The organism is Desulfosporosinus burensis (assembly GCF_054657535.1).
This window is the reverse complement of the sequence record NZ_BAAHYN010000009.1, coordinates 159,426-184,716: the sequence shown is the minus strand read 5'-3', so window position 1 is coordinate 184,716 and position 25,291 is coordinate 159,426. Positions and strand designations below refer to the sequence as shown.

21 protein-coding genes and 2 pseudogenes are annotated in these 25,291 nt (G+C 42.6%); 4 read left to right on the top strand and 19 right to left on the bottom strand.

The window, feature by feature from the left end:
- Window positions 1-13 precede the first annotated feature (13 nt).
- The 3 genes from ACYQ3Q_RS17200 to ACYQ3Q_RS17190 form a co-directional block, all read right to left on the bottom strand.
- Window positions 14-1,570, bottom strand: coding sequence for a hydantoinase/oxoprolinase N-terminal domain-containing protein (locus ACYQ3Q_RS17200; protein WP_459929751.1), 1,557 nt, complete (start codon window positions 1,568-1,570; stop codon window positions 14-16).
- Window positions 1,570-2,661, bottom strand: coding sequence for an S-methyl thiohydantoin desulfurase family protein (locus ACYQ3Q_RS17195; protein WP_459929750.1), 1,092 nt, complete (start codon window positions 2,659-2,661; stop codon window positions 1,570-1,572). The genes ACYQ3Q_RS17200 and ACYQ3Q_RS17195 overlap by 1 nt, the downstream gene beginning before the upstream one ends.
- A 73-nt stretch (window positions 2,662-2,734) precedes the next feature.
- Window positions 2,735-4,000, bottom strand: coding sequence for a cytosine permease (locus tag ACYQ3Q_RS17190; protein ID WP_459929749.1), 1,266 nt, complete (start codon window positions 3,998-4,000; stop codon window positions 2,735-2,737).
- A gap of 853 nt (window positions 4,001-4,853) precedes the next feature.
- On the opposite strand from ACYQ3Q_RS17190, the gene ACYQ3Q_RS17185 reads away from it, so the two are divergent.
- The 4 genes and pseudogenes from ACYQ3Q_RS17185 to ACYQ3Q_RS17170 all read left to right on the top strand — a co-directional run.
- Entirely contained in the window at window positions 4,854-6,071 is a 1,218-nt protein-coding gene (locus ACYQ3Q_RS17185) for a sigma-54 interaction domain-containing protein (RefSeq protein WP_459929748.1), read from the top strand.
- Window positions 6,072-6,182: 111 nt separating this feature from the next.
- Window positions 6,183-7,259: an S-methyl thiohydantoin desulfurase family protein gene (locus ACYQ3Q_RS17180; protein ID WP_459929836.1), complete on the top strand. Its 1,077-nt coding sequence runs from the start codon at window positions 6,183-6,185 to the stop codon at window positions 7,257-7,259.
- A 46-nt stretch (window positions 7,260-7,305) separates the two neighbouring features.
- A complete protein-coding gene (locus ACYQ3Q_RS17175) occupies window positions 7,306-8,595 on the top strand; it encodes a hypothetical protein (RefSeq protein WP_459929747.1) in 1,290 nt (429 codons plus the stop codon).
- Window positions 8,596-8,788: 193 nt separating this feature from the next.
- Window positions 8,789-9,001 (top strand): annotated as a pseudogene (locus ACYQ3Q_RS17170) (flavodoxin family protein); the annotation flags it as partial.
- Between the two features lie 101 nt (window positions 9,002-9,102).
- Here ACYQ3Q_RS17170 and ACYQ3Q_RS17165 read toward each other — a convergent pair.
- From ACYQ3Q_RS17165 to ACYQ3Q_RS17090, 16 genes and pseudogenes are all read right to left on the bottom strand, one after another.
- Window positions 9,103-10,323: a DUF401 family protein gene (locus ACYQ3Q_RS17165; RefSeq protein ID WP_459929746.1), complete on the bottom strand. Its 1,221-nt coding sequence runs from the start codon at window positions 10,321-10,323 to the stop codon at window positions 9,103-9,105.
- A gap of 94 nt (window positions 10,324-10,417) precedes the next feature.
- Window positions 10,418-11,287: a succinate--CoA ligase subunit alpha gene (gene sucD / locus ACYQ3Q_RS17160; protein WP_459929745.1), complete on the bottom strand. Its 870-nt coding sequence runs from the start codon at window positions 11,285-11,287 to the stop codon at window positions 10,418-10,420.
- Between the two features lie 47 nt (window positions 11,288-11,334).
- On the bottom strand, window positions 11,335-12,450 hold the full coding sequence (gene sucC / locus ACYQ3Q_RS17155) for an ADP-forming succinate--CoA ligase subunit beta (protein ID WP_459929744.1): 1,116 nt from the start codon (window positions 12,448-12,450) through the stop codon (window positions 11,335-11,337).
- A 42-nt stretch (window positions 12,451-12,492) separates the two neighbouring features.
- Window positions 12,493-13,938, bottom strand: coding sequence for a methylaspartate mutase subunit E (locus ACYQ3Q_RS17150; RefSeq protein WP_459929743.1), 1,446 nt, complete (start codon window positions 13,936-13,938; stop codon window positions 12,493-12,495).
- Window positions 13,935-15,353 (bottom strand): HEAT repeat domain-containing protein, encoded by a 1,419-nt coding sequence (locus ACYQ3Q_RS17145; protein ID WP_459929742.1) that lies wholly within the window; start codon window positions 15,351-15,353, stop codon window positions 13,935-13,937. Before ACYQ3Q_RS17145 ends, ACYQ3Q_RS17150 begins: the two co-directional genes overlap by 4 nt.
- Window positions 15,341-15,934 carry a 2-oxoacid:acceptor oxidoreductase family protein gene (locus ACYQ3Q_RS17140; protein ID WP_459929741.1) on the bottom strand — a complete coding sequence of 198 codons (594 nt, stop codon included), beginning with the start codon at window positions 15,932-15,934 and terminating at the stop codon, window positions 15,341-15,343. The genes ACYQ3Q_RS17145 and ACYQ3Q_RS17140 overlap by 13 nt, the downstream gene beginning before the upstream one ends.
- Before the next feature lie 15 nt (window positions 15,935-15,949).
- The gene (locus ACYQ3Q_RS17135) at window positions 15,950-16,747 is read right to left on the bottom strand and encodes a 2-oxoacid:ferredoxin oxidoreductase subunit beta (RefSeq protein WP_459929740.1); all 798 of its coding nucleotides are present in this window, start codon (window positions 16,745-16,747) and stop codon (window positions 15,950-15,952) included.
- Window positions 16,740-17,864 (bottom strand): 2-oxoacid:acceptor oxidoreductase subunit alpha, encoded by a 1,125-nt coding sequence (locus tag ACYQ3Q_RS17130; RefSeq protein ID WP_459929739.1) that lies wholly within the window; start codon window positions 17,862-17,864, stop codon window positions 16,740-16,742. The genes ACYQ3Q_RS17135 and ACYQ3Q_RS17130 overlap by 8 nt, the downstream gene beginning before the upstream one ends.
- Window positions 17,857-18,072 (bottom strand): 4Fe-4S dicluster domain-containing protein, encoded by a 216-nt coding sequence (locus ACYQ3Q_RS17125; RefSeq protein WP_459929738.1) that lies wholly within the window; start codon window positions 18,070-18,072, stop codon window positions 17,857-17,859. The genes ACYQ3Q_RS17130 and ACYQ3Q_RS17125 overlap by 8 nt, the downstream gene beginning before the upstream one ends.
- Before the next feature lie 15 nt (window positions 18,073-18,087).
- Entirely contained in the window at window positions 18,088-18,885 is a 798-nt protein-coding gene (locus tag ACYQ3Q_RS17120) for a succinate--CoA ligase subunit alpha (protein ID WP_459929737.1), read from the bottom strand.
- Window positions 18,886-18,887: 2 nt separating this feature from the next.
- On the bottom strand, window positions 18,888-19,655 hold the full coding sequence (locus ACYQ3Q_RS17115; RefSeq protein ID WP_459929736.1) for a GntR family transcriptional regulator: 768 nt from the start codon (window positions 19,653-19,655) through the stop codon (window positions 18,888-18,890).
- Between the two features lie 262 nt (window positions 19,656-19,917).
- Window positions 19,918-20,376 (bottom strand): annotated as a pseudogene (locus ACYQ3Q_RS17110) (IS1595 family transposase).
- A gap of 364 nt (window positions 20,377-20,740) precedes the next feature.
- Window positions 20,741-22,567 carry an aldehyde ferredoxin oxidoreductase family protein gene (locus tag ACYQ3Q_RS17105; RefSeq protein WP_459929735.1) on the bottom strand — a complete coding sequence of 609 codons (1,827 nt, stop codon included), beginning with the start codon at window positions 22,565-22,567 and terminating at the stop codon, window positions 20,741-20,743.
- A gap of 2 nt (window positions 22,568-22,569) precedes the next feature.
- Window positions 22,570-23,019: a 4Fe-4S dicluster domain-containing protein gene (locus ACYQ3Q_RS17100; protein WP_459929734.1), complete on the bottom strand. Its 450-nt coding sequence runs from the start codon at window positions 23,017-23,019 to the stop codon at window positions 22,570-22,572.
- Between the two features lie 21 nt (window positions 23,020-23,040).
- A complete protein-coding gene (locus ACYQ3Q_RS17095) occupies window positions 23,041-23,328 on the bottom strand; it encodes a MoaD/ThiS family protein (protein WP_459929733.1) in 288 nt (95 codons plus the stop codon).
- A gap of 20 nt (window positions 23,329-23,348) precedes the next feature.
- Window positions 23,349-25,184 (bottom strand): aldehyde ferredoxin oxidoreductase family protein, encoded by a 1,836-nt coding sequence (locus tag ACYQ3Q_RS17090; protein ID WP_459929732.1) that lies wholly within the window; start codon window positions 25,182-25,184, stop codon window positions 23,349-23,351.
- Window positions 25,185-25,291: the final 107 nt, after the last annotated feature.

Below are 25,291 nucleotides of genomic sequence, written 5' to 3'. Positions count from 1 at the left end.
GCCCCCTTATTTTTTATTTACTGGCAAGATCACCAGCCGCTTTAGCTCGAATTCTGGTAGCGTTACCCGGTAGGTATGCTAGCGGAACATCTTCTGCCTCAACAATTTTTATGGTAGACGGATCTGCGCCAGCCTTAATCGCTTCGTTTATTGCTGCTTTTTTGGTTTCTTCTAAAGCTGCTTCCCGACTGATAGTATCCAACTTGTACACTAGTTCCACTTGCCCGCTTACTTGGGCGATGGCTGAGCCCAGAGCGTTCGCGACCGCAAAGTTCTCAGGACGGATGATTTCAGAAACCCCGTCTAATTTATCGCTAATAAGAATGCTTCCTCCTCCTACTAAGATGACCGTAGCATCTTCGTTAGAAAGTTTCATTTTATCAATGTTATCACTAACTAGCAGCATCATTTTATCAAATGCTCTTTTGGCAAAGCCTTCATCAATATGTGATACTTTTTGGGGATCCCCAACCTGGGCTATTCCTAAACGTACTGCGATATCTGTAGCAGTTAAGGTTTTACCGCCAAAAACAAGGGCTTCTTCGGTAATTCTGTATCCAACACTTTGAGGGCCAACTTGAATTTCTCCATCTTTTTCCTGAATAATAGTGCCCCCGCCTAAACCGATGGAAATCAGGTCTGGCATCCGGAAATTGGTACGGGCACCGCCGATTGTTACTGCCAGTGAAGATTCTCTGGGGAAACCATTTACGATTACCCCGATATCGCTAGTGGTACCCCCAACATCTAATACAATCGCATCGCTTTTTTTACTTAAAAAGGATGCGCCGCGAATACTATTTGTTGGGCCACAGGCGATGGTTAGGATTGGGTATTTCATGGCATAATCAATAGACATTAAAGTCCCGTCATTTTGGCATAAATAGACGTTTGCGTTGTTTACACCTTCTCGACTTAGCCCCTTTTTAAAGGACAAGGCCGTGGTTTTGGCCACATCTGTTAAAGCGGAATTTAAGATAGTTGCATTTTCTCTTTCCAATAATCCCAATGAGCCAATTTCGTGGGAAAGGGATATGGGAATATCGCCTAATTCTTCTCGTAAAATTTGGGCTGCCCGTTTTTCATGGTCTGAGGAAACAAAGGAAAAAACGGAAGAAACAGCAATCGTATCCACTTTGCCTTTAAGACTTCTCGCCCCGGTGCGGATTTCATCTTCATCTAGAGGGGAAATTTCCCGACCATCAAATTCGTGCCCGCCAGAAACCAAGAAATAATTATCGCTCACAGCCTCTTTTAAATCAACTGGCCAATCAGACATCGCACTGATCGCTGACGAAGCAGGTTTGCCGATTCGGATAATTCCCACTTTGCAAAGTCTTTTTCGCTCTACAATTGCATTGGTACAATGGGTGGTACCCAACATAGCATAGGTTATCTTATCTTTATCAATTCCCGACTTTTTCAAAACACCACTGAGAGCGTTAAAAATTCCAGTTGTAACATCAACTGTAGTTGGTGTTTTTATGCTTTCAACAAGATTTAAATTTTCATCAACTATTACGGCATCGGTATTTGTACCACCTACATCAATTCCTATACGATAGCCCATTATTTGCCACCTCCTTTCACTAGCTCTTCGATTGGTATATAGTCTACATCATATTTAAAATAACGGGGTCCGACCGTTTCTATTCCTTTGGGAGTTCTAAATTTAGAATCGCAGGGGATTCCTAATACCAAAACCCGTTGGCCATATTTAAGTGCTTCAGTTGTAAACGGAATACAAGTTTCCAGGTTTACCATACAAATTAGATCAGGGGTAGTGGCTAGAATTTCCCCTCCCTTGCGGGCAATCAAATTTTCATTTTGAAACTCGACAACTAGTGTTTCCTCTTTATAACTTTCCACACCCTCAATTACCGCTTCACCCCGGTTAAAACCTCCCTCGGTTTTTCGAAGGACATCAACAACTTTTCCTCTAAATAATTCAAAACCACCCGTTATTTGTTGAAGTACCTCTATGGGGTTCTGTCCAGTCTTACGCGACTCTTTAATTCCCTTACCAATTGTTTCGGCAAAGGATACAATCCCGGTGACACCATGTTCTTTAACATCTTTCCCTGTCATGGGGTAGATACTAAGGGTTGCAGATCCACCCATTAATACTACTGCGCTTCTAGCGGCATTCTCAGTAAAATAATTATTAATTGTATTAAAGATAATATCATTGCCTTTTTCGTCAGACAGAACCATGGGAGTGGCATTTAGTCCGGCTAAATGGAAGGTTAACATCTGAAGTTCTGGAAAAGCACGACCCATACCGTCTGCATCAATTACCGGGATTCCCATGCGGGCAGCGACCACAAATGGGATCATGGAGTTAACTCCCCCTGCCTCTATTGGAAAAGTAGCATATATTTTTTTACCTAGATAATTTTCTAATCCTTTAAATGAACGAATTAGCTCTTCCCCGTTCATTAGTTTTTCCACCAATACCGTCGGTGCCCCCATCATTGCTGAGGGTACCACTAAAGCATCTTCCGGCACCTCATCAGGACTTAATAAAGTTACCGGGCCATACTCAGCAATGGCCTGCTTGGCCATTAACTTTCCAATATAAGGGTCTCCTCCACCACCAGTACCCAAAAGGGCGGCCCCTAGGGCAATATCTTCAACCGCTTGTTCATCGATTTTTCGCATTACAATGCCTCCTCTTCTTTTTGCAAATGTTGGTTCTTAGTTGAAGTAAAGAGTTTTTCAAGATTTATTTGGATTATTTTTCTTTGGCGACAAAGGAATGAAGTATTATATAGGCGACTAGGGACACTACGATTCCACTTAAAGGACCAATGCCAATTTTAATAGCATTGCTGGCAACAACCCCTAATAACCAAGAAATCATACCAACCCAGTTAATCCCGGGAACTTTCCTCCACTTTGAAGCGTCTCCTTTTTTAACAATCCAATAATCAGCAATCATTACCCCGGCTACAGCAGGAATCGCAGAGGTTAGTAATAACAGATAATTAGTAAAATAATCAACGATACCGGCAATGGCTAAAAAGGTACCTAACGCACCAGCAATACCCGTCGCCAAAGCTCTTTTGGAATCACTCAAATTAAACATATTTGTAATAGCCAAACCACCCGAATAAGCGTTGACTGTATTGGTTGTCCATGTTGCCAAAATCAAAACAATTAAACCGATTACAGGTACACCTAGGTTAGCAAGAATGACAGTAATATCGTACGTTCCTGCTACAACTGCCATTACGCCACCCATAATAAACATACCAACTCCTACAGGGAGTACGCCAAGTACGGATGATAAAATTGCATCTTTTCGACCGACCGCATAGCGTGAGTAATCGCCTGCAATAACGCCGCCAACCGCAAAAGAACCAACTGCCAAAGCTATGCCTTGAAAAAAAGAAAACGGTTGTGGTGGTTGATAATTAAATAAGATGTCAGAACCATAAGTAGAAAGAGAAACATAAGAACCATATAACGATAAAATAATGAGAGCGGGAACCGCGATATAATTCAAATATTTTAGGGCATTAAATCCGTAAATGGCGGTTGTTAACATAATTACGCCCCAAATTAGAGATGAAATCCATACCGGCAAGTTAATGCCTTGCCAAGAAGCTAAAATATTGCTAAATGCTCCCCCACAAAGATTTGCCTGAACGCCAAACCAACCCAACGTGGCAATTCCCAGAATAAGTGAAATAACTACTCTGGATCCTGTTTCACCAAAAGATGAACTAGCCATACTTACCGTTGGCCGACCTAAGTCGGCAGCTTGCATACCCTGAAAACTCATATACAACACCACGATACTGTAACCAATTACTCCAGCCCAAAACGCCTGCATAACCGTCAAACCTGTTATTAAAGCTCCTCCGATCATCAAGCCTGGAACACAAATCATAGTTCCAATCCAAATAAGCGCTATGGTGTACCACGGCTGCCGATCACTTTGGGGTACAGCTTCCAGCGCGTACCTCTCAAATGCATCTGAATTATTTTCGCTCATTAAATGACCTCCTTTGTATTTTTATCACTTAATAAGCAATATTCATGCCAACCTATAAACCCCAAAACAAATATTTGCTACTAAAAACCCTAAGGCCCTGGAATTCACCAACAATTTTTTTTCGAAGGGGAGAAAAATCTACTAGATTTTGCATTATCAAAAATAGTTTTTTTAATATTTCTCATATCCTTAAGAATTTTCGCAAATAATTCTCATCTAAATTTTGTCAAAAAATAAAAATACCTATCGGTTTCTCGTAAATTCTCATAAATTCTCGTAGAAACATATAGTTTTCGCACTTTTCTTGTTGTCGTGTTATTGCCATGCTATACTGAGATTAATAAATTGATGATATCAGCGCGAATTGGAGTGACCGTCGTTGGAAAATAGGATTACCCCAAGCTCTTTTCTCAGTAATCTTGCCCAATTCTACAATTGCCAGATTACCTGGTGGAGTGAAGAAAAAATATATGGAACAGTTGTTTCAGAAGATTATTCGGAATTAAAAGGTTTGGTTCCAGATCAAGTTCATCTGAAACGATTACTTTCTTACCGGCATCCCCTTGTCATAAACAAAGGACGTCACCACTTGTGCTCCGATTGCATCGAGGCTAAAGGATGTCTTTGTACTAAAGAGGTTTTTGTTCCTGTTGAAATTTCCCAGAAGTCAGCTGGGGTATTATGGCGATTCCATGGTTCATCGCCAGCAGACACAACATTATGGTTGAAATCGGCTATCGATTTTTCGCAAATAGTGTCCTTTTGGGAGTCAGAACAAAAGGAACAGCTCCAGGGTGAATTTTTCCGGCAGGTTGCAGAGTTTTTTGGCGAACTTCACGGAGAAGGGGTTATATTGTTTGATGATCAAGACAAAATAATATATCAAAACGAAAAGGCTAAGGAACTCAACCTGTACCAACATTTTTTGGAATACGAAGAAACTCCTTTGGAACAAAATTACCGGAAAGCAACAACGTTGAATTTGGTGCTGGATAAAAACAATCCATTGCCCGCCTATTTGCGGCACTATTATTATTCCGATAGATACTTAGGAAAAACCTTGGTGAACCATCAATCGGGACTGAAAACAAAAAACTTTGATTTTTCTACACCGAGGAAATCAATAAATTTTCAAAACATCATTAGTGCAAATCCACAAATGTTAAAAGCAATTTCTACCGCGCATATCGTTGCAATGACGGACTCTACGGTATTGTTAAGAGGGGAGAGTGGAACGGGGAAAGAAATGTTTGCCCGGGCTATTCACAAAGAAAGCCTGCGAAAAGATGGACCTTTTATTGCTATTAACTGTGCGGCTATCCCAGAAAATCTCCTGGAAAGTGAACTGTTTGGATATGAAGAAGGATCTTTTACTGGAGCGAAAAAAGGTGGAAAACTGGGTAAATTGGAACTTGCTAACAACGGAACCCTCTTCCTTGATGAGATAGGAGATATGCCCTTGGCTTTACAGGCTAAATTATTGAGGGTACTCCAAAATAAGAACATTGAAAGAATAGGGGGCGCCAAACAAATTCCAATAAATGCCCGGGTAATTACGGCTACGCACCGAAATCTAAAAGAAATGATTAAAGAAAATAGGTTTCGGGAAGATTTGTTTTATCGGATCAATGTTATTCCTATAAATATACCGCCATTAAAGGAGAGGCCTGAAGATGTCGAGTTGTTGTTGAACTTTTTTATTAGAAAGTACAGTATTCTTCTAAACAAAAACTTTATGACATTTACCTATGAAGCGATGGAAATCCTACAGTCGTATTCTTGGCCTGGGAACGTGCGGGAATTGGAAAACGCGGTGGAATATACTGTTGCTATTACAAAAGCAGATGAAATAGGAATCGAAAATTTATCGATTCAGTTCCAGTCCACTATGCCTGAAAGACAGTCACTACAAATTATGCATAATCAAACGGCTCATGAAATAGATAGGGAACAATTGCGAAGTTTATTAGAACAATTTGGTCAAACAACTGATAGCAAACGGGAAATTGCTAAAAATTTAGGTATTAGTTTAGCTACTTTGTATCGGTGGATCAAAAAATATAAACTTTAGCAGATTGCTGATTATCCAGGTGATACAGACTTGTTTCGTAAGAAATATTGGGAAACTTAGCTTGGGGGGAATAAAGTGCAGGTTATTAGTAAGGAGTGGATTCAACCCTTGATGTGGGGCAATATGTTTTTAAGTTCTGGCGGGGGTGGCGGGGAAAGAAATATCGCCAAATTACTAGAAGAAACCTTTCGTAAGGGCCTTGATGTAAACTTGATTGAATTAAACGAAATTGATCCTTCCGACCAATATTTGGCGGTTGGCATTATGGGTTCTCCCGAGTTGTTAGAAGAACATTATATTACCGGTTTTGAAGGAGTAGATTTATTTGACCAACTGAATAATCTGCGAAATAACAGCATACAAGGTTTGTTTCCCTTAGAAGCAGCATCGGTGAATATTCTATATCCGCTGCTCGTGGCCGGGCTATCCAAACGACCTCTCATAAACGGTGATGCCATGGGGAGGGCTTTTCCAGAATTTCAAATGACAACGTTTCATCTTAACAATCTGCCAAGTACCCCTTTCGTATTAAAAGATTACCTTGGAAATAACTATCATTTTCATGATGAAGATACTTTTTTATTGGAATTGAATACTCGGCAAGTTGTTGATATGGGTGGAGGGGTCGGCTTTTTTGCGGGGTATCCCACAACAGGAAATATCTTAAAACGTATACTAATTCCCAAAACGATTTCTTTTGCCGCAAACATAGGTAGAGCATTTCTTGAATCCAAATCATATGCAGAATTGTTAAACAATCTAATCGCGGTTTCTAAGAATTCCTTATATGCCAGTGTTATAGAATTATTTGTTGGAACGGTGGACACCAGTAACCATATCAGAACCAAAACTTTAGAATGGGATACCATCGCCATCAAAGGTAAGGGCTATTATGCAGAGGAAGAATTTAAGATTCTTGTAAAAAACGAAAACCTGATAGCTTATCGAAATAATCAGGTTGCCGCGATGGTGCCAGATTTAATTTCTATCATTGATTTAGAAACACTAAAACCTGTTAGCAACAGCAATCTAACAGTTGGTGCAGAGGTAGCGGTTATAGGGATGCCCGCACCCATGGTGCTAAAAACAAAAAAATCCCTTGAATTTATAGGGCCTCAAAATTTTGGGTACAAGTCAAAATATAAATCCCTAGAGGAACTATACTTTTCTTATTTTTTCGGTGATTAAATAACACTAATTAAAACTTAGTTCGTTAGGTTGAAGAGGTGGGGAAATGGGCGGAAATATCGTATTAATATGGCAACAAGAACAAGTGGATATTAACTATGGGGTAAACGAAGTTGTGGTAGCTTCCGAGAGAATTTCTTCGTTGTCAATTAGTAGTTTGGAACAATTCTTAAACCGATATGGTATAGATCCTCAACAAATAGAAAATGTAATAGTGGTTCGTGATTTAACGGAAATAATTCCGCAAGAACTGAAAAGCAACAAGAACTTTGGGTATTTAAGAATTACACCTACTCCACTAGAGTTTATGCCGATTGCTAGTTTATTGCAGAAGAGCAATGTAAAAATCCATACTTTTCACTTGCCACTGCCAATTAAGCCTGACTTTGATGTGCGACTAAGAAAAACTTTAGAAACTTTGACTATGCTTTCTATAAAAGAAGTTGCCGTTAACAGTACTTTTTCTTTAATTGATAACTCTTCTGCACCTAGGATACTCGAAAAAATAGAGCAATTTTGCCCGGGCCAATTCTCTTGTTATTTTTCGGACATTTTTAACACTGCTAATTTTTTGTTGAGAGAAAATAACTTGTTGATTAATTCGTTGTTACGTCAAAATGTAAACGCTTTATTAGAAAAAATTGGTAGGTCGTTGAATAAAGTTGGTATTTTTGCCCCGGTTTATCTGTTAAAAGGAGACGGAACCCTTGCTAGTAGCAAGATGGCTGAAACAAATCCTTTGGCTACATGGCGAGCCAAAGAAGCTGTTTATTTAATTTCGGGTAGTCACTGGCAAAAAAATAAGAATACTATAGTTATTTTTGAGCAGGATCAGCGCATCAAGATGGGAGCTACCGAAGACTACCTCCCCGGAGTCCAGGAAGTCGTCAATAAATTTCAGGGCATAGAACTTTCAGGGCGATATCCTTTGACCATAATAATTGAAAATATCCACAATCGAAAAAAATGGGAGGAAGCGATAGCGTTGCTAAATCCCTTTCCTGGCCCTGTTCCCATGGTAAACTTTTCCAAAATATTTGATACTTCGCCTGTTTTCAGCTATCCAATTGCCAACGCTCCCAATGAACCCCATGTTTTAGCAAGTGGCGTGCTAACCGCTCCGTTTCGTTGGGAGACTCAAAAAATGATTGTGGTTAATTCTGTAGAAGAGATAGACTCTGTAAAACAAACTCTATTAGACACAGCTTTGAATACATTAGATAAGCAGGGTGTTCGATTGAGGAAAATAAATTATAGTTTTGAAAATAATCCTTTAAAATATTTGCCCAAGAACAGGGTATTATTGAAACTTATTATTTGGGGTAATCTTTGTTAAGCGGATGAGTAATGATTAAATCTGCTTTTCACAGTTTGACGGTTGTTTCTTCTAGGTAATTTTATTTTGTAGCCAGCGTCTGCTCCATTTAAAAACCTGATTTGAATCTTATGATAATCTTGTCCTTTGACATGACCTCAAATTCCCAAATGCCCCAAACCCTCAATCCATCAGCCTTTCACCCTCTCCAGCTGCTTCGGTCGTTTCTGCCCGTAGAGCGGGCTCAACCTTTACATACTCTGCCATCAACTTCTTCTTTGGCATAGCTGAAATGATCATTTGCAGTTCAAATTATTGGAATATGACCTTATCCGATCCAGGCGATGTCCATAATGATGCTGAAGGAATCTTGACTTTTCACACCTTAGGAAAAAATATGGCCCAGCTCTTAAAGCAGGTCCGTTAATTTTTTAAGTACCTCCCTAATCCATTAGAATCGAAGGGCTCATTGGAAAAGATTCATCAAGGTTATCCCCTAATTTACTGTTCAGTTCAGTTTAGTTTAGTTTAGTTTAGAATAAACACCAAGACCGTGATAATTCCGGCCATCAAAGCAATCGGCTTAAGTGAGTTAATGATACTGGCTTTAAAGTAGTCTAAGGAGACCACTAAACAAAGATGGGCAGGCGACAACATTGTGCCTACCACTCCCATCACATAGCCTATGGTCACAAGATTAATATCCCCCGGTGCGATCACATTAACTATCGGAAAGGTAATTGCTACGAAACTCGTCATTTGGCCGGTGAGTAATCCCACCGTAAGGGTAATGATGGTGACTAATACCGCAGGTGAAACCCCGGACTGCCTAAGCAGATCCACAATCTCATTGACGCTCCCGGTCGCGGACAACACCTGCTGAAAAAAGAAGATAGCCAGAAGTCCCAATAATAATTTCGTGTGAAAGGACTCCTTAAACATCTCACCGATTTGGGCAGCCCGTAGGCGAAAAACAGCCACCATTACCCCCACGACCAAGGCCATTGATACTGCTGCACTGAGATGAAATCCGGTTACTAGAATTAGGTTTAACACAATAGGACCAATCGCATAAAGGATAGCCTTCACAGCTTGATAAGAATTCTTTGTCGTTTCCACTTGATCGGATTGACCTTGGGTCAGAGTGTTTTCTCTATTGTAGTTCCGGCCCGTTAGCAAAACCAGCCAACCCAGGATAGTGGCGACACATGTGTAGACAGCCAAATGTTCGATTAACACATTTAAACTAATCGCGGTAATTTCACTGGCAAGCAATAAGGCCGGCACGATTGGATTGGAAAACTCCCAAATGTGGCGAAACCAATAATTGATAGCCGTCTTCGTCTCCGCACTGAGTTGATACCAGCGGCTGGCGTTATCCACCAGGGGAGCTGAAAACAAGGCCCCGCCCACAGATGGGAGTAAACCGAGCAATGCCGGCATAAAAGCCAGTAATAAGCGATCACTGCCAAACAGTTGGCGGGTGGCGGTCATAAACCCGTCCAGACTGCCACTGGTCCGCAATTCGTATTCCAAACACATCACAAAGTACATGGCGATAATAACTTCCCAGGTACCTTGCCTCCGAAGGGTGCCAATAATCGCCGCGTACCCAACCGTCAGATCTCTGGTAGACATGATGAATAAGATGGCTGAGGCCACAAGCATTACATAGCCAATCGCAATCTTGCGCTTCAAGAGATATACCATTGATATAAGCACTAAGGTCATCTTGACTGTTACATACATTTGCCTACCCACCTAAAAATCGAAGTCCGCGGTCAGAAGTCTGAATTCCGTATGAATGTCGCATTACTGGCGTAGGAAGTCTTCTCTAGTATTCTTATCTACCCAATACTTCTTTAATGACTTCTGGAACTTCAAAAGGCAATTCCACTACCCTAGCACCCGCTTCAAGCAAAGCCTTAACTTTACCCTCATAGGTTCCCATTCCGCGTTCGATAATAGCTCCCGCATGCCCCATCCGTTTTCCAGCAGGGGCGCTCTTCCCAGCGATATATGCTACCACCGGCTTGGTCATTTCTTTAATATAAAGAGAGGCCACTTCTTCGGAGTTACCCCCGATCTCACCGATTAAAACAACCGCCTTGGTTTCTGGATCTTGCTCAAACTGTTTTAAAACGTCCACAAAGCTCAGCCCCACGACCCTATCGCCACCCACACCCACTACTGTGGACTGACCGATACCCTGGGCGGTGAGGTTGCCAACGATTTCGTAGGTCAGAGTCCCAGAGCGGGCCACAACACCCACAGATCCAGGAATAAAAAACTGATTCGGTGGAATACCCAGCTTGCATTTACCTGAGGACACGATGCCAAATGTATTCGGACCGATAACGGTAGCATTTACACGTTTTGCATAAGCCACAACTGCCATTTCATCATGGACCGGGATATGCTCAGTAACCACTACGACAACTTTTATACCTGCTTCCAGTGCTTCCAAAGCAGCATCTTTGGCAAAAGCTGCCGGTATAAAGATGACGGACGCATCGATCCGATGACTTTCACAGGCCGCGCGCACACTGTCGTAGACGGGGATACCTTCGATGGTGGTACCGCCCTTGCCCGGGGAAGTGCCGGCGACAATCTTGCTGCCGTAAGCAAGCATTTGCTTAGTGTGGAAAAGGCCCTGTTTGCCAGTAAGGCCCTGGACTAATACGTTCGTATTTTCATCGATTATTATGGCCAATTTATCTAGCCCTCCTTATCGAACTTATTCCCAAATCGAACTTCGAACTACGAATTGGCCAACTCAACGGCTTTCTTGGCAGCATCCTGCATGAAATCATAGGCCTCAATGCCAACTTCCTTCAGTATAGCTCGTCCGGCTTCTTGGTTGGTACCCACCAAGCGAATCACCACCGGAACCGGGATTCCTCTATTTTTTTTGACGGAGGCAAATGCCCTTGCAACATCATCGCAACGGGTAATGCCACCGAATATGTTGATGATGATCGACTTGGGGTTTCTAGACAAGATGAGTTCAAGAGCCTTGGCCGTGCCTTCCTCTCCCGTTCCGCCACCAGCATCAAGGAAGTTTGCCGGTTTCCCGCCGTAATAGGTGAGGGTATCCAGTGTACCCATGGTGATACCTGCACCATTGGCCATAACTCCAATATCACCGTCCAGTTCCACATAAGAAAGACCCAGGTCGTGAGCCGCTTTTTCGGCGGCGGTACGTTCTTCCACCCGAGGTAGGTCTAATTGGCGATAGAGCGCCTCGTCGTCGATCGTCACCTTAGCATCTGCAGCAATGACTTTGTCTCCACTGATCACTAACGGATTAATTTCAACCAATTCAGCATCTTTTTGGGTAAAGATTTGGTACAAGGTTTTAATGATCTTGACCAATTCCTTGCCTTGGGGGGCATTCAAAGGTATGCCCATTCTTCTGACCACATCGCGGGCGATGAATTCTTGCATACCAAGTTCTACATCGATATGTTTCTTAACAATGTGCTTTTCAGCAACTTCTTCAATATCCATACCACCGTGGGCCGATGCGATAAGCACTGGCATTTTGGTCGCTGCATCGATGGTGATGGACAAATATAGTTCTCTGTCGATCTGCAATTTTTCTTCCACAAGCAGGATATCTACCGATAGGCCCTGGATGATCATACCCAACAGTTCCTGGGCTGCGGCTCTCGCTCCTTCCGGATGATCGGCGAACTTGATACCACCAGCTTTACCCCGCTTACCGGACAGAACCTGGGACTTGATCACCACAGGGCCCCCAATTTCCGTGGCTACCTGAAACGCTTCATCCGGATTGGTAACCATTCTCCCCTTCGGCACTGGAAGGTCGAACTTGGCGAAAACTTCCTTACCCATATATTCAAACATTTTCACTACCCGAATCTCTCCCCTCGTCAGTATACCTTTATCATCTATCTATCTCGGACGCCCGACCAGCCTTCCTTTACCGATAGCATAGATATCATCAACAACCATCTGAAAAGACGGCACTCTGCCTTCTTCCTTGCCACGCTCTGCTATACGCTCCCTGTGAAAATCCAAGCTTTCCTTGCCAAGGGGCAGGTTTCCATGATCAAGTAGACGTACTGCACCGTACGAGTCACGGACTGGCAGTATTTTCCCGGCATTAAACCTGCTGGGAGCAAAAGGAATGTCTATGACCCCTGCTTCAAATCCACGTACGGTGCCCAGAGCTATATTCCCATCTCCCAATTCCAAGACCTTATTTACTATAGCCCTGGTTTCTAGTTTGATCAAATCGTTTTCCCGTAGCAGTTCCGGAGTATCGGGGAAAATTTGGTCCTTTAGCATACTCAAGACTTGTTTCGTAGCTTTTATCCCGGCAGCATTGGCCTCCTTAGTAGAAATTCCTATGGCTTCGTAGGGGGACTTTACGATTACTTTAGTAGCTTTAGCAAACGCCGCCGTAGTAGCACCCCAGGAAATGACACCAAAAGCCTGGCTTTCGTCTTGAGGAAAACCTCCCATCCACTGATGGAAGACACTGGTTAGCATAATATCCTTATAATTAAAGCGCGCTAGGTACTCTTCTCCTAACTCAATTAAGCTTCGAACTGCGGCTATATCTTGAATCAGATTCCCGCATTGCCCGTACCCTAAGGAGATATTTCTTACGCCCTGTTCGGCAGCAAGCAAAGCCTCAATAATTGCCACACTATGGGAAATACAGGGAGGGACTAACGTGCCTGTTAAAGGGCCAAACGGCTCACGATTAATTCTAACTCCATGCTCTTCGTACAAGCCAACTAAGCGGTCCACATACTGCCAGTTACTGATAGTTTCTTCTAGAGACACGTTCTTAGCGTAAGGAATATTATAAGAAATTCCGCCGCCCTCAAAATCTGTAAACCCACCGGCTAACGTAATTTCGGCCAATAAACGCGCATCAGGAGTGCCATGGCGTACTTGACAAGGTAAATTCACGGCCTCGATGACCTTACGGCAAGCCACCACTCCATAATTGATCGCCGGAAAACCAGTAAGCATGGAATGTCCAGCTATTTTACTTTCTTCAAATGCCTTTTCCACTTCTTGATAGCGGTTTTGTCTGGTCAAGGAATCGATGGTCGTAGGCAATAAATCGGCTCCACCCTCATCCTGAAGGTATTTAAGCATCTCGATATGTTCATTGATTAAAGCGACTCCAGCCCGGGGTTGAGCCAGGGTTCGTCCTTCTGCTTTAGCTTTGGCTAACACTTCCGCAAAAACTTTCTCTCTTGGCATGGCCTTATGATAGGTGACAACTTCTAATAAATTGACATCTGCCCCAGTTGGCCATTGCTTGAGAACCTCCTGTCGCTGGGCATTAAATTCATCAACTTCGAGACGTTTATTGATCATGAGGAAAAGCCCTCCCCACTATGACTTTCAATCTTTCGGACCGCCCCGCGGGCTCGCTCTCTAACATTAATCGATTCTCCGTAATCCTCGGCAACTCTTAATAATTCTTTGACAGCAGCTGATGCTCCCATTTCTCCAAGTGCTTGCGCCGCCATTTCCTTCACCCCAACAACCGGGTCTCGCAGCAATTGGATTAACGAAAAAACCGCTACTTTATTTCCAATACGCCCCAAGGCTTCACATGCTCTAGCACGGATCAAGCTGTCATTGTCAGCCAAGCATTTCATCAGAAGGTCAAAGGCAAGGGGTAAGTTGGCGAACACCTTGAGTAAGTATATATCGACCCGTCTGCTAACCTTTTTATAGATACCGCTCAGCACTTCAAAGGCCTGTTCCTGGTTTAATTCACGCAAAGTCCAATCAATCAGTCGTATTAAAACTGCCTGATTTTGACCAAGCAAAATTCCTTTGGCCAATTCAAAATCATGAATTGAAGTAGCCCTCTTCAACTGTTCCCCAAGTTTAGGGAGCAAATAACCAGCAATGGTTTGAGCGCTCTTTTCACTAAGGGTTAATTTCCCGGCTTTGTTCTTTTGAATATAATGGAGGGAAATCAGTCCATCTAGGACGCACGAAAACAGATTTACTCGTTGGTCGCCACCAGATGCCCCAATTCCGGATCCCCACCTTCCGGCAGCCTCGCTCATGGCTGAAATTAATGAGTCCCCATCCAACTCGCCTTCATGAGTATGAATAATTTCAAGCAGAGTCACCAAATCTTGAACCTGCAAAGGCATCCCCAGGTCCCAAATCACCTGCTCCAAGATTAAACGTTCCTTATATAAGGGTTCTCCAGCTACCGCAGTTTGGAATTGGTAGAGGAAACTTAGCTGTTCAAAGCCGAATTCTCTTAACTCTGGGTTCTGTTGGCATTCTAAGAGGCTTGCCCTGGTATTAGCCGTAAAAGCTTTTAGTTTTTTTAATCTGAGGACCAGTAAATCCAGATAATCTAACGGATAGCCGGTCCTTTCTGCGATATTGGGTAGGGATTCCTCACCGATCCAGAGGCGGAAAATTCGGCGCCAGGGTTCCTTAGGATCCGTAATTTGCGGACGGTTGATGATCCTTTGCGCTGGTTTTAGTAAGTCCTTGGCTAAATCCACGACGACAGCGGACGGGTTAGCAAACTGGTTTTTTAATTTCCATTGTATTATCTCGGCAAAGGTGGAATTCGTCAGTAAGTCCGCATTATTGCTAAAACAAGAGACGAGATCTGGAATGATGGTTTCATTGATGTATTTAAGAGCAAGAGGACTTCTAGGCCCGCCCCACTCCTCTAATAAAACGGCTGCTAGGCTTTCCGTTAAGCTGGTTAAATCATGCTTGGTCCAGTCCCATTTCATTAATTCCGCCACTGCTCATCACCTTCGTTTTGACTATGTCTAGTTTTTTGTTTAGCCCCAGCGTCCAAACCCATTTGCCACCCTAATTCCAGAGCTTTGATGTTTCGTTCCGCCGTCCCTTTAGGAGCCCGTTGCTGGACTGCTTGCATAACATTCTCCCAAGGAATTTCCCCACTTAAGGAAGCCACCACTCCCAAAGCCACTACATTAGCGCTTTGTTCGGAACCAAATTGAGTGCGGGCCGTTTTTGTGATCGGCAACGAATAAAAATTTCTACTGCGCGGCTTAACTTCTGTAACCTGGGAATTATCCACAATCAGGATGGCCTCTTCAGTAAGATGCAAGCCGTACTTTTTATAGGCTTCTTGACTGAGGGTTAAGACAAAGTCCGGTTTTTCGACTTTAGGGTAATAAATCGCAACGTTGCCGATGATGACTTCCGCCCGACTGGCACCTCCCCTGGCCTCGGGACCATAGCTTTGACTCTGTGCAACATTTTGGTCGGCATTAATTCCTGCCTCAGCCAACATGATCGCCGCTAAAATCAGGCCTTGTCCGCCCGTTCCGGTTAACAGAAATTCTTGCTTAGCCATTGCGACTGCCCTCCCTTAATTTCTTAATCTCTGTCTTAGTTTCTCGTATTCTTGCGTATACTCTGGTGCCTGTCGTGAGAAAATCTCGCCGATCTGGAAATCGTCCTCGCGGGCAGCCCGTTTTCCTTCTTTGAAGGCGTGTTCCTTTTGCCAGAGCAGCATATCCGCTGGGGTTTTAAATTTATTGCGACGTCCATAGGAAACAGGACACTGGGAAATGGCTTCCACGAGCGAAAAACCCGGATTGTTATAAGCATCCATGACTAATTTTGTGAGCAGTTGATTATGGTAGGCCGTGGCTCTGGCCCCATAAGTAGCACCCGCTGCTTTAACCAACTCCAGAACTTGAAAGGGTCTCTCCAAGTTGCCAAAAGGCGAGGTCGTTCCCCGTTTGTCATGAGGGGTTAAGGGAGAGGTCTGACCACCGGTCATACCGTAAATGCTATTATTTATGACTATGGCTGTTAGATCAATATTGCGCCTGGCGGCATGAATTAAATGATTACCACCAATGGCCGTTGAATCTCCATCTCCCATGATCACGAAGACATCCAACTCTGGGCGGGCCGCTTTAATTCCCGTGGCGAAGGGTAACGCTCTCCCATGGGTCGTATGGATGGTGTTAAAGTCTAAGTAGCCCGGCAGGCGAGAGGAACAGCCAATTCCAGAAACAAAGATCACCTTATTTTGGTCAAGCTGCAACGTCTTGATGGCCCGGACGATGGCTGCCGTGATGGTTCCTATCCCACACCCTGGGCACCAGATATGCGGTAACGTCTCGGTTCGGAAATATTGAGCAATATCACTAAACATTGTGAATCCCCTCCCGAATTCTGTCCAGCACTTCCTGGGGAGTGATGAGTTCTCCGTCAATGCGGTTCAGGCGCTCAACTACTTTATAGCCAAAGATTCTTTCGATTTCGCCGACCAATTGGCCGCTGTTCATTTCCACGACTAAGTACTTCCGGTCAGAATACTTCTCCAGCTGTTTTTTCGGAAAAGGCCAAATCGTGATGGGGCGAAAGAGTCCAACTTTTAGGCCAACGCTGCGGGCAATATGAACCGCCTCCAAGGCTGAACGGGCAGTACAGCCGTAAGCTACCACGATCAGTTCCGCATCGTCAAGCTGTACTTCTTCGACTAATTGGATCCGATCTAAATAAGGGTTTAGCTTCTGGGTTAAACGCTGCATAAACTTTTTTGTCACTTCCGGGTTCCCTGTAGGCAAGCCCTTTTCATTATGAGTTAACCCTGTTACATGATAGCGGTAACCGTCGCCAAAGTTCGCCATAGCGGGGATCATGCTCTCATTGTTTTCATAAGGGATATATTCACCCGGTGGTACAGCCGGCTTTTTCCGGTTAACGATGGTTAATTCTTGAGGTAGGACTACTTTTTCTCGCAAATGGCCAACCACTTCATCCATGAGCAATATGACGGGGATTCGAAACTCCTCGGCCATATTAAAGGCGATTACTGCAAGTTCATAACACTCCTGCACTGAGGATGGCGTTAAGGCGATGATCGGATGGTCGCCATGTGTGCCCCAGCGAGCTTGCATAACGTCCGCTTGGGCGGGGGACGTCGGCAGTCCAGTACTTGGTCCTCCACGTTGCACATTGACCACGACACAGGGGACTTCCGTCGCTATGGCATACCCCAGATTTTCCTGTTTGAGTGAAATTCCTGGCCCGCTGGTTGCGGTCAGGGTTTTAAGTCCGGTTAAGGAGGCCCCGATGATCGCTGCCATGCTCCCTATTTCGTCTTCCATTTGGACAAAGGTTCCCCCGATTAAAGGCAATTTCTCGGCCATTATTTCGGCTATTTCTGTGGACGGAGTGATCGGATAGCCTGCGTAAAAAAGAACCCCGGCCGCTAAGGCCCCTTCGGCTACGGCTTCATTTCCTTGCATTAATCTGGCTTTATTCATCTTTAGTCACCTCGATATTGATGGCAAAGTCTGGGCAAAGCCGTTCACAAATCTTACAGGCTATGCACTGGTCTGGCTTAGCAACCACAACCCTTCCTAATTCGTCGCTTTCCAGCACTTTTTTAGGACAAAACGCTATACATATCCCGCACTTCTTACACCAATCTTGACTGACCAAAACGGTAGCAGTCTGTATCGCTAGTACCAAAACCTAAACATCTCCTTATGCTTCAGTCAACGCTTTTTTAACGAGATCACTCACTTCCCAGGGTAGTGACGCTACATAGGCTCCGGCTGCCTTCAAGGCGACGACTTTACTGTCATAGGTTCCTTTGCCACGTTCAATGATAGCTCCGGCATGACCCATTCTCTTCCCAGGAGGAGCGCTTTTGCCTGCTAAGAAGGCGATCACTGGTTTAGTCATCGTTTTAATGAAAATCGACGCTTCTTCTTCAGCATTACCGCCGATTTCCCCCACCAAAACAACCGCTTTTGTTTCCGGATCTGCCTCGAATTGAGCCAACACATCAATAAAGGATAAACCGACGACTCGGTCTCCCCCTAACCCAACAACCGTCGACTGACCAATCCCAGCATTGGTTAACTGGGAGACAATTTCATAACTGAGAGTCCCACTCCGCGCCACGACTCCGACTGAACCGGGGATGAAAATACTGTTAGGCATAATTCCGATCTTCGATTTACCCGGTGAAATCAGACCAAAGGTGTTTGGCCCAATGATTTGTACTTGTTTCATTTCCGCAAAGGCCATAATTTCCATAGCATCATGTAAAGGCACGTGCTCAGTAATCATCACGAGAGTTTTGATTCCGCCGTCGATAGCCTCGAAAGCACAATCTTTTACTTGTTTGGCCGGTACAAAAATTACGGAAGCCTCGGCTTTTTCAGCCACCATGGCTTCTTCCACAGTGTCATAAATGGGCACACCGTGAGGGTAAGCCCTACCTTCTTTTTTCTCATCCGCAGCTTTAACCTGACCAAATTTAGGGGTGCTTGGCACCCCTAAATTTGAGTTGACTTCAATGGAGTACCTGAATAGTCATCATCAAACAACTTAATCATCATTTCCAAATAATCACCTATGGGTTTACAGCCAGTATCTTTAAAAGCACTACCATTAATCAGTTCCCAGAACAAGCGATTACCAGCGTGTATAATATGTTTTTCTAATAAATTTCTACATTCTAGAATATTTCCCTTGCGCAGTTTCTTTACCAAGTCTTGATGTTCTTTGATAGAAATCTTAACATGTGTATCCTGCTTTAATGACAGTCGGCGGAATAAATGCATTCTTGCATTAATGGTTTTCATTTGCTCAGCAATTAGCTGGTTTTCACTTGCTTCAATGATTCTGCTGTGAACTTTCCTGTTACATTCTGCAACCTTGTAATAATCTCTGCTTCTTTCTGCAGCCAAACTAATATCGACATATTCCTGTAGTTCGTCAGCAACTTGTTCATGTATACCTCGTGTCATAATAATAGAAAGAGCTAATCCCTCCAAAGAAGCCCGGACGGTATAAATCTCTCCTAAATCCTTGGGGGTAGGTTCATACACAGTTAGTATCCCGTCCTCCCCTACTAAAAGACCTTCCCTGCACAGGATTCTAACTGCCTCTCTTACAGGTGTCCTGCTTATACCCAAAAGATCGGACAATTGTTTATCCGTTAAACGCTGCCCCGGATTAAGTGTTCCATCAATAATTAGACTTTTTATTTTCTTGTAACCCATTCTAAATAAGGGAAGGGGTTTTAAAATCTTAGTTTCCATGGTTCTCCTTTAATTCCTTTCTTTGTGATAATAACTTAGTTAAGCCATATTTCTCACATAATTTATTCATTGTATTTACCACTTCTTCAAATAATATTATACCATCAGCTAAAGCCTTGTTCTTATTACGATTTTCAATCTCACCAGGAACAAAGATCTGTTCAATATTGGCAGCTTTTTTACCATTTTTAGATCGCTTAGATATTGTTTAACCTTACTGGGATATCCATATCACTCAGCCAACCCCCATATCTAGTGGTTCTTATAAAAAAACCAATTTTTTTATAAGATAGGAATCTAGGTGTTCTGCCGACACTGCGCCCTGATGCGTACCCAAGAGCCACCGCTTGAGAAGGGAGGAGACTCTGTGAGCCCTGGGCAACAGTTCGGTTGAAGCTGATTTTCCTTTACCTCGCAGCACCTTCACTTCATGTCTGTAGCCGAGATTGGACAGCCTAGCGTAACCGCTCCATCCGTCTGCACGCACGATACTACCAAGCTCGATTACGTTCTATATGAAGGGTAACGGGCTTTCCGACGAGGCGTCAAGTATGCATCGCATGCGAATGCGTCCGATGCCATTACCATTAACTTGGGCAGCGATGAACACTAATGATTTTGTTTCAGTCTGGCGTCCACGAACTGCTATTTCTTCACCACCTACAAACGTTTCGTCAACCTCAACCACGCCGCTAAGACGGTCCCGACCGGGTCTAACCATCGCTCGACGTATCTTGTGGAGCCACGTCCAAGCTGTCTGGAAGCTTTTCAGTCCCAGTTCACTACTGCCTCAGCCGTTTACAAACGGCTAGCAGTCTGCGTTAATATTATACAATGGTATAACAGCCCCACATCTACAAGAAAAACTTTATTATTAAGTAAGTGTACCCCTTCGGCATCCCCTTTACTTACACCTGAATATTTGTGCTATATCTTGAAGTATGAACTGCTCACCCTTTATTGCTTTTACCAAAGATTCCGTCACTCTCTGCTCATTTTCCTAGTCTGTCGTATCCATTCCCATTGTTGTCTTGCATTACAAAAATGCTCCTTATATCAGGGAGGACAAGTTGGGTAAAGTGCGTTTATAAACCTAATTCTGTGAGTGTTTGCTCTGTTGGAACTCCAGTTTTTATATTCCAACCTCTTAAATGGTAGTATTCATCTAACATAGAATCCAGTTCCTCAGGTCGCATATACATTCCCGCACTTGGTCCATCAGGTATTGGTTCCCTCATGAAACGATTAGGTAATGTATCATCTTTACGAATTATGCCCTCTCTACAGTTAAAGAGTCGTTCCAATGTGTAAATCCGATCTGCAACCCTGTTCAGTTCCTCTAAATCCATGTTAAACCCAGTTATCGCATTAATTAATTCAAGATATAGTTCGGAGAGATACTCGCCAAAAAATGGTTCTGCATGTCTACGGCATAAGATTAAACTATCTCCAATAGTTGTCATTCGCTGACTTTGTACAACGTGTTCAGGTTTTCCATGAATTACAGCACGATCTAATTTACCAGATCTTTCCGCACCAGGTCTTGTATCTTGGTGACTTCCACCACGAGACGAAACAGCATAACCAAGTCCCATACCTTTTAAGCCACGGGCAGTATGACCTGCTAATTCCAATCCCTTTACATGTATGGCAAAATCTTCACTACCTTTACCTACTTGTTTGCTAGCAGCTTTTATACCTTCGGCAAGCAGGTTGCCTACGCCTTCCCTAAATGCAATCTTCTTGATGACATCTAACAAAATATCCTCTTTTCCAAACACCACCTCGAGCCCATCAGTGTCAGATACCGTTAAGATTCCTTTTTCAAAACACTCCATCGCCCACGCAATTACCACGCCGGTACTCATAGTATCAATACCCAATTCATCTGATAGTCTGTCAGCTGCAATAATTACATTAGGATTATCTATTTCAAGGACCGAACCGTACGAATATAGTGTTTCATACTCAGGACCACGACTCATTACTCCACTATGGGGACCACTATTTGCTTTCCAAAAAATTGCTGAACAGGACATACAGCTAGAACAAGCCTTATGACCTACCCTTAAGTTTTGTTCAACCATGTAGTTACCGCTAATTTTATATGCATTTTCAAAAGTTTCTTGCTGCCAGTTTCTTGTACCAAGGATACCAAGTGAATTATTACCATCGATAGAACCTGTACTTCCCATTTTAGGTATTGACTTACTCAAAGCAGGATGTTTCATCATCTTAACAATAGAAGTAGATGTGAATGTCATAAATCTATCAGGGTAGGCAATATTTATATCTTTATCACCTCTGACTGCAATTGCTTTCAGATTTTTTGATCCAAATACTGCTCCAATCCCACCTCTACCGAATGCTCTAGTATCACATATAACTGAAGCATACTTTACCAAATTTTCACCTGCGGGACCAATACAGGCTACCTGAAATTCGGGATTATATAATAGATTTTTAATTTTCTGTTGGGTCTTTGTAGTCTCCATCCCCCATAATTCTGAAGCGTCATAAAAGCTTATTTTATCGTTTTCGATAGATATATACTTGGGTTTGTTAAGTTTGCCACTAATCACTACAGCGTCATAACCTGAGTTTTTAACTTCCGTTGCAAAGTGTCCACCCATATAACTGTCAATAAACAAACCATTTAAAGGAGACTTAGTCGTTATACAGGCAATTGCAGCACCGGGAAAAAGAGTACCATTTGCAGGACCTACAGTAATAACAATAACGTTATCTGCCTCTAAAGGATTTGTCGTTTCGTTAACAGCGTCATAGAGTAGTTTTATTCCGAAACCATTTCCACCCAAAAATTTGCGTGCCAGAAGCGGGTCAGTATATTCACTAGTGTAAGTTTCATTTGTTAAGTCTATCTTTAATATTTTGTTATAACCACAAATCATATTTATCCCCTCCTCTCTCTATTATTTGCCCCAACTCTATTCTCATCTTCGTACTTAATTGCACCGGGGACACAATATTTCACACACAACGGGTCACCATTACAAAGATCACATTTAATAGGAACTTCCAATTCCTCATGTAAAAAAATTGCTCCAAATGGACATTCCTGAGCGCATAATCCACAGCCTATACATTTAGTAGAATCAATAAGCAGAGCACCGGTCACATCATGAGTATAAAAGGCATCCGCAGGACAAACTTCAAAACATTTTGCATTCTTGCAGTGTCTACAAACTACTGGCTTATTAATTTCTCCGAGCTCACCCTGAACAACAACTTTTATAGCTGCCTTTTTTCTATTAAACTTTTCACGAAGTTTATTATATGAGCATATTGATTCACAAATCCTGCACCCACTACAAAGTTTGTTGTCGATTAGTAACTTTTTCATAACAGTTAAACTCCCTTCATTTTATCCACCAAGCGCTGGAGGCAACAAAATTATTTCGTCATTATTCATTAACAATTTTGAATATAACTTATCGCTGTTAATGATTGTTCCATTAATGGCTAATGCCATGAGAGACCAGATCTTACCTGTTTCAAAATCTATCAATTGCCCAGTTAAATCGCTACCATATTTATTTTCTAGTACATCTAATAGAACTTTAATAGATGAGCCTTCTTTTAGTGTGACGATTTCCTCTTTCACTCCTGTAATTTCCCTATATAAACCATGATACATAACCTTAACCTTCATATTCGTCTCCAATCTTGTTATTAAGAGATTGATAGATGATTAAGTAGATCTTGGGTTGGTATTCCCTTTTCTATATCCCACCCACGTGACTTATAATAATCATTTAGCATCATTTGCAACTCTTCTTTCGTAACATGCATACCCTTTCTTGGTCCATCTGGTATTGGTTCGTTAATGAATCTATAGGGTAATGTATCTTTACTCCTATCTATACCTTCCCTTACATTAAATAACCTTTCAAGGGTATATATTCTCTCGCCAACTTCCCGAATGCCGTCCATACTATAACTGAAACCAGTTGTGAGGTTTGCAATAGTTACAAAATCTTCGTTAATGAAGAATCCAAATATTGGTTCAGTATAACGACATACAATTAAGGAATCACCCACTGCGGTCATATCTTGGTTATCTTTAATCAGTTTCCCTTTCCCCTCAATTGTATATGGATCATATTTACCAGATCTCTCCAAAGTTGGTCGTGCGTCTTGATGGGTCCCCCCTCTTGTAGCTACAGCATAGCCTAAACCCATACCTTTTGCTCCTCTCGCGGTATGTCCAGATATTTCTAGACCTTTTACTGCGACACATACTTTTTGAGCTTCATCACCAAATTGATCAGCCATCCTCTGTGTTCCTTCAGCTAAAAGGTCGCCAATTCCCTCTCTATTAGCTATGGTATATAGAATCTTAACTATGTTCTCTAACTTACCAAACCTTATGCCTAATTGATTTACCATATCAGTGACATCACTAGGTAATATGTCTCTCATATGGCATTCCATAATGAATGATAATACAGCACCAACAGATATTGTATCTAACCCTAATTCATCACAAATCCGATCCCCGGCAATTATTGAGTTTATATCATCATTACCACAAAGACTTCCTAATGAGTAAACCGTTTCGAATTCGGGGCCATCCGTTACGTATTCTTGTAACAATCCTGTTCTTCCCTTAGCAATCTTGCTACACCTTATTGGACAGTGTAAACAAGCTTTAGTCTTACGGTAAATCTTCTTCCGTTTCATGTATTCACCGGAAATTTTCTCTGCGCCCTTAAAGATTTCCTGCTGCCAGTTATATGAGCCTAATATACCAAGATCATTGAATGTAATTGCTCCGACAGAAGTACCAAGATTAGGTAATACGTTTCCAGTTCCAGGGTGCTTTTTTATGCGCTCATTTAAGTTATAGACATAATCCATTAAAATTTTTGGATCCTGTACTTCAATATCTTTATTGCCACGGACAGCTATTGCTTTTAATCTCTTTGAACCCATTACAGCACCCATTCCACCCCTACCTGCGGCCCTGGTCTCTGCAATTATTCCTGCATAACGAACTAAGTTTTCACCAGCAGGCCCTATTGTAGCAATTGTAAAGCCATCGCCTACTTGTGTAAGGAGCTTTTTCTGGGTATTAAAAGTATTTTCTCCCCATAAATCAACAGCCCGTTTGAAACTAACTTTATAATTGTCAATGACTATACTAATCGGAGCTTCAGCTTGACCTTGTATAACTAAGGCATCAAATCCAGCTTTCTTCAGTTGTTCTCCCCACGTACCCCCGCAATAACTATCAAAAAAAAGTCCAGTTAAGGGAGATTTTGAAAATACTCCGAACCTAGAACTACAAGGAATTATTGTGCCAGTAGTAGGTCCTACAGCAAAAACTAATACATTATCCGGGGATAATGGGTCTATACCCGGTTTGACTAAATCAGTGATTAATTTAACCCCAAACCCATTTCCGCCTAAATATTGTTCTTTTAATAACTGAGTGGTTTCTTCAATTCTATAACTAGAATCGCTTAAATTAACATAAAGAATACTACCACCATATGCACTTTTCACTTAATCCACCCCATTCATTCATAACCTCTCAATATTCCCCGAGCCAGATGGGACATGACCTTACTAAAATCACCTAATAATTAAAAACATTCCATTCTACTCTATTC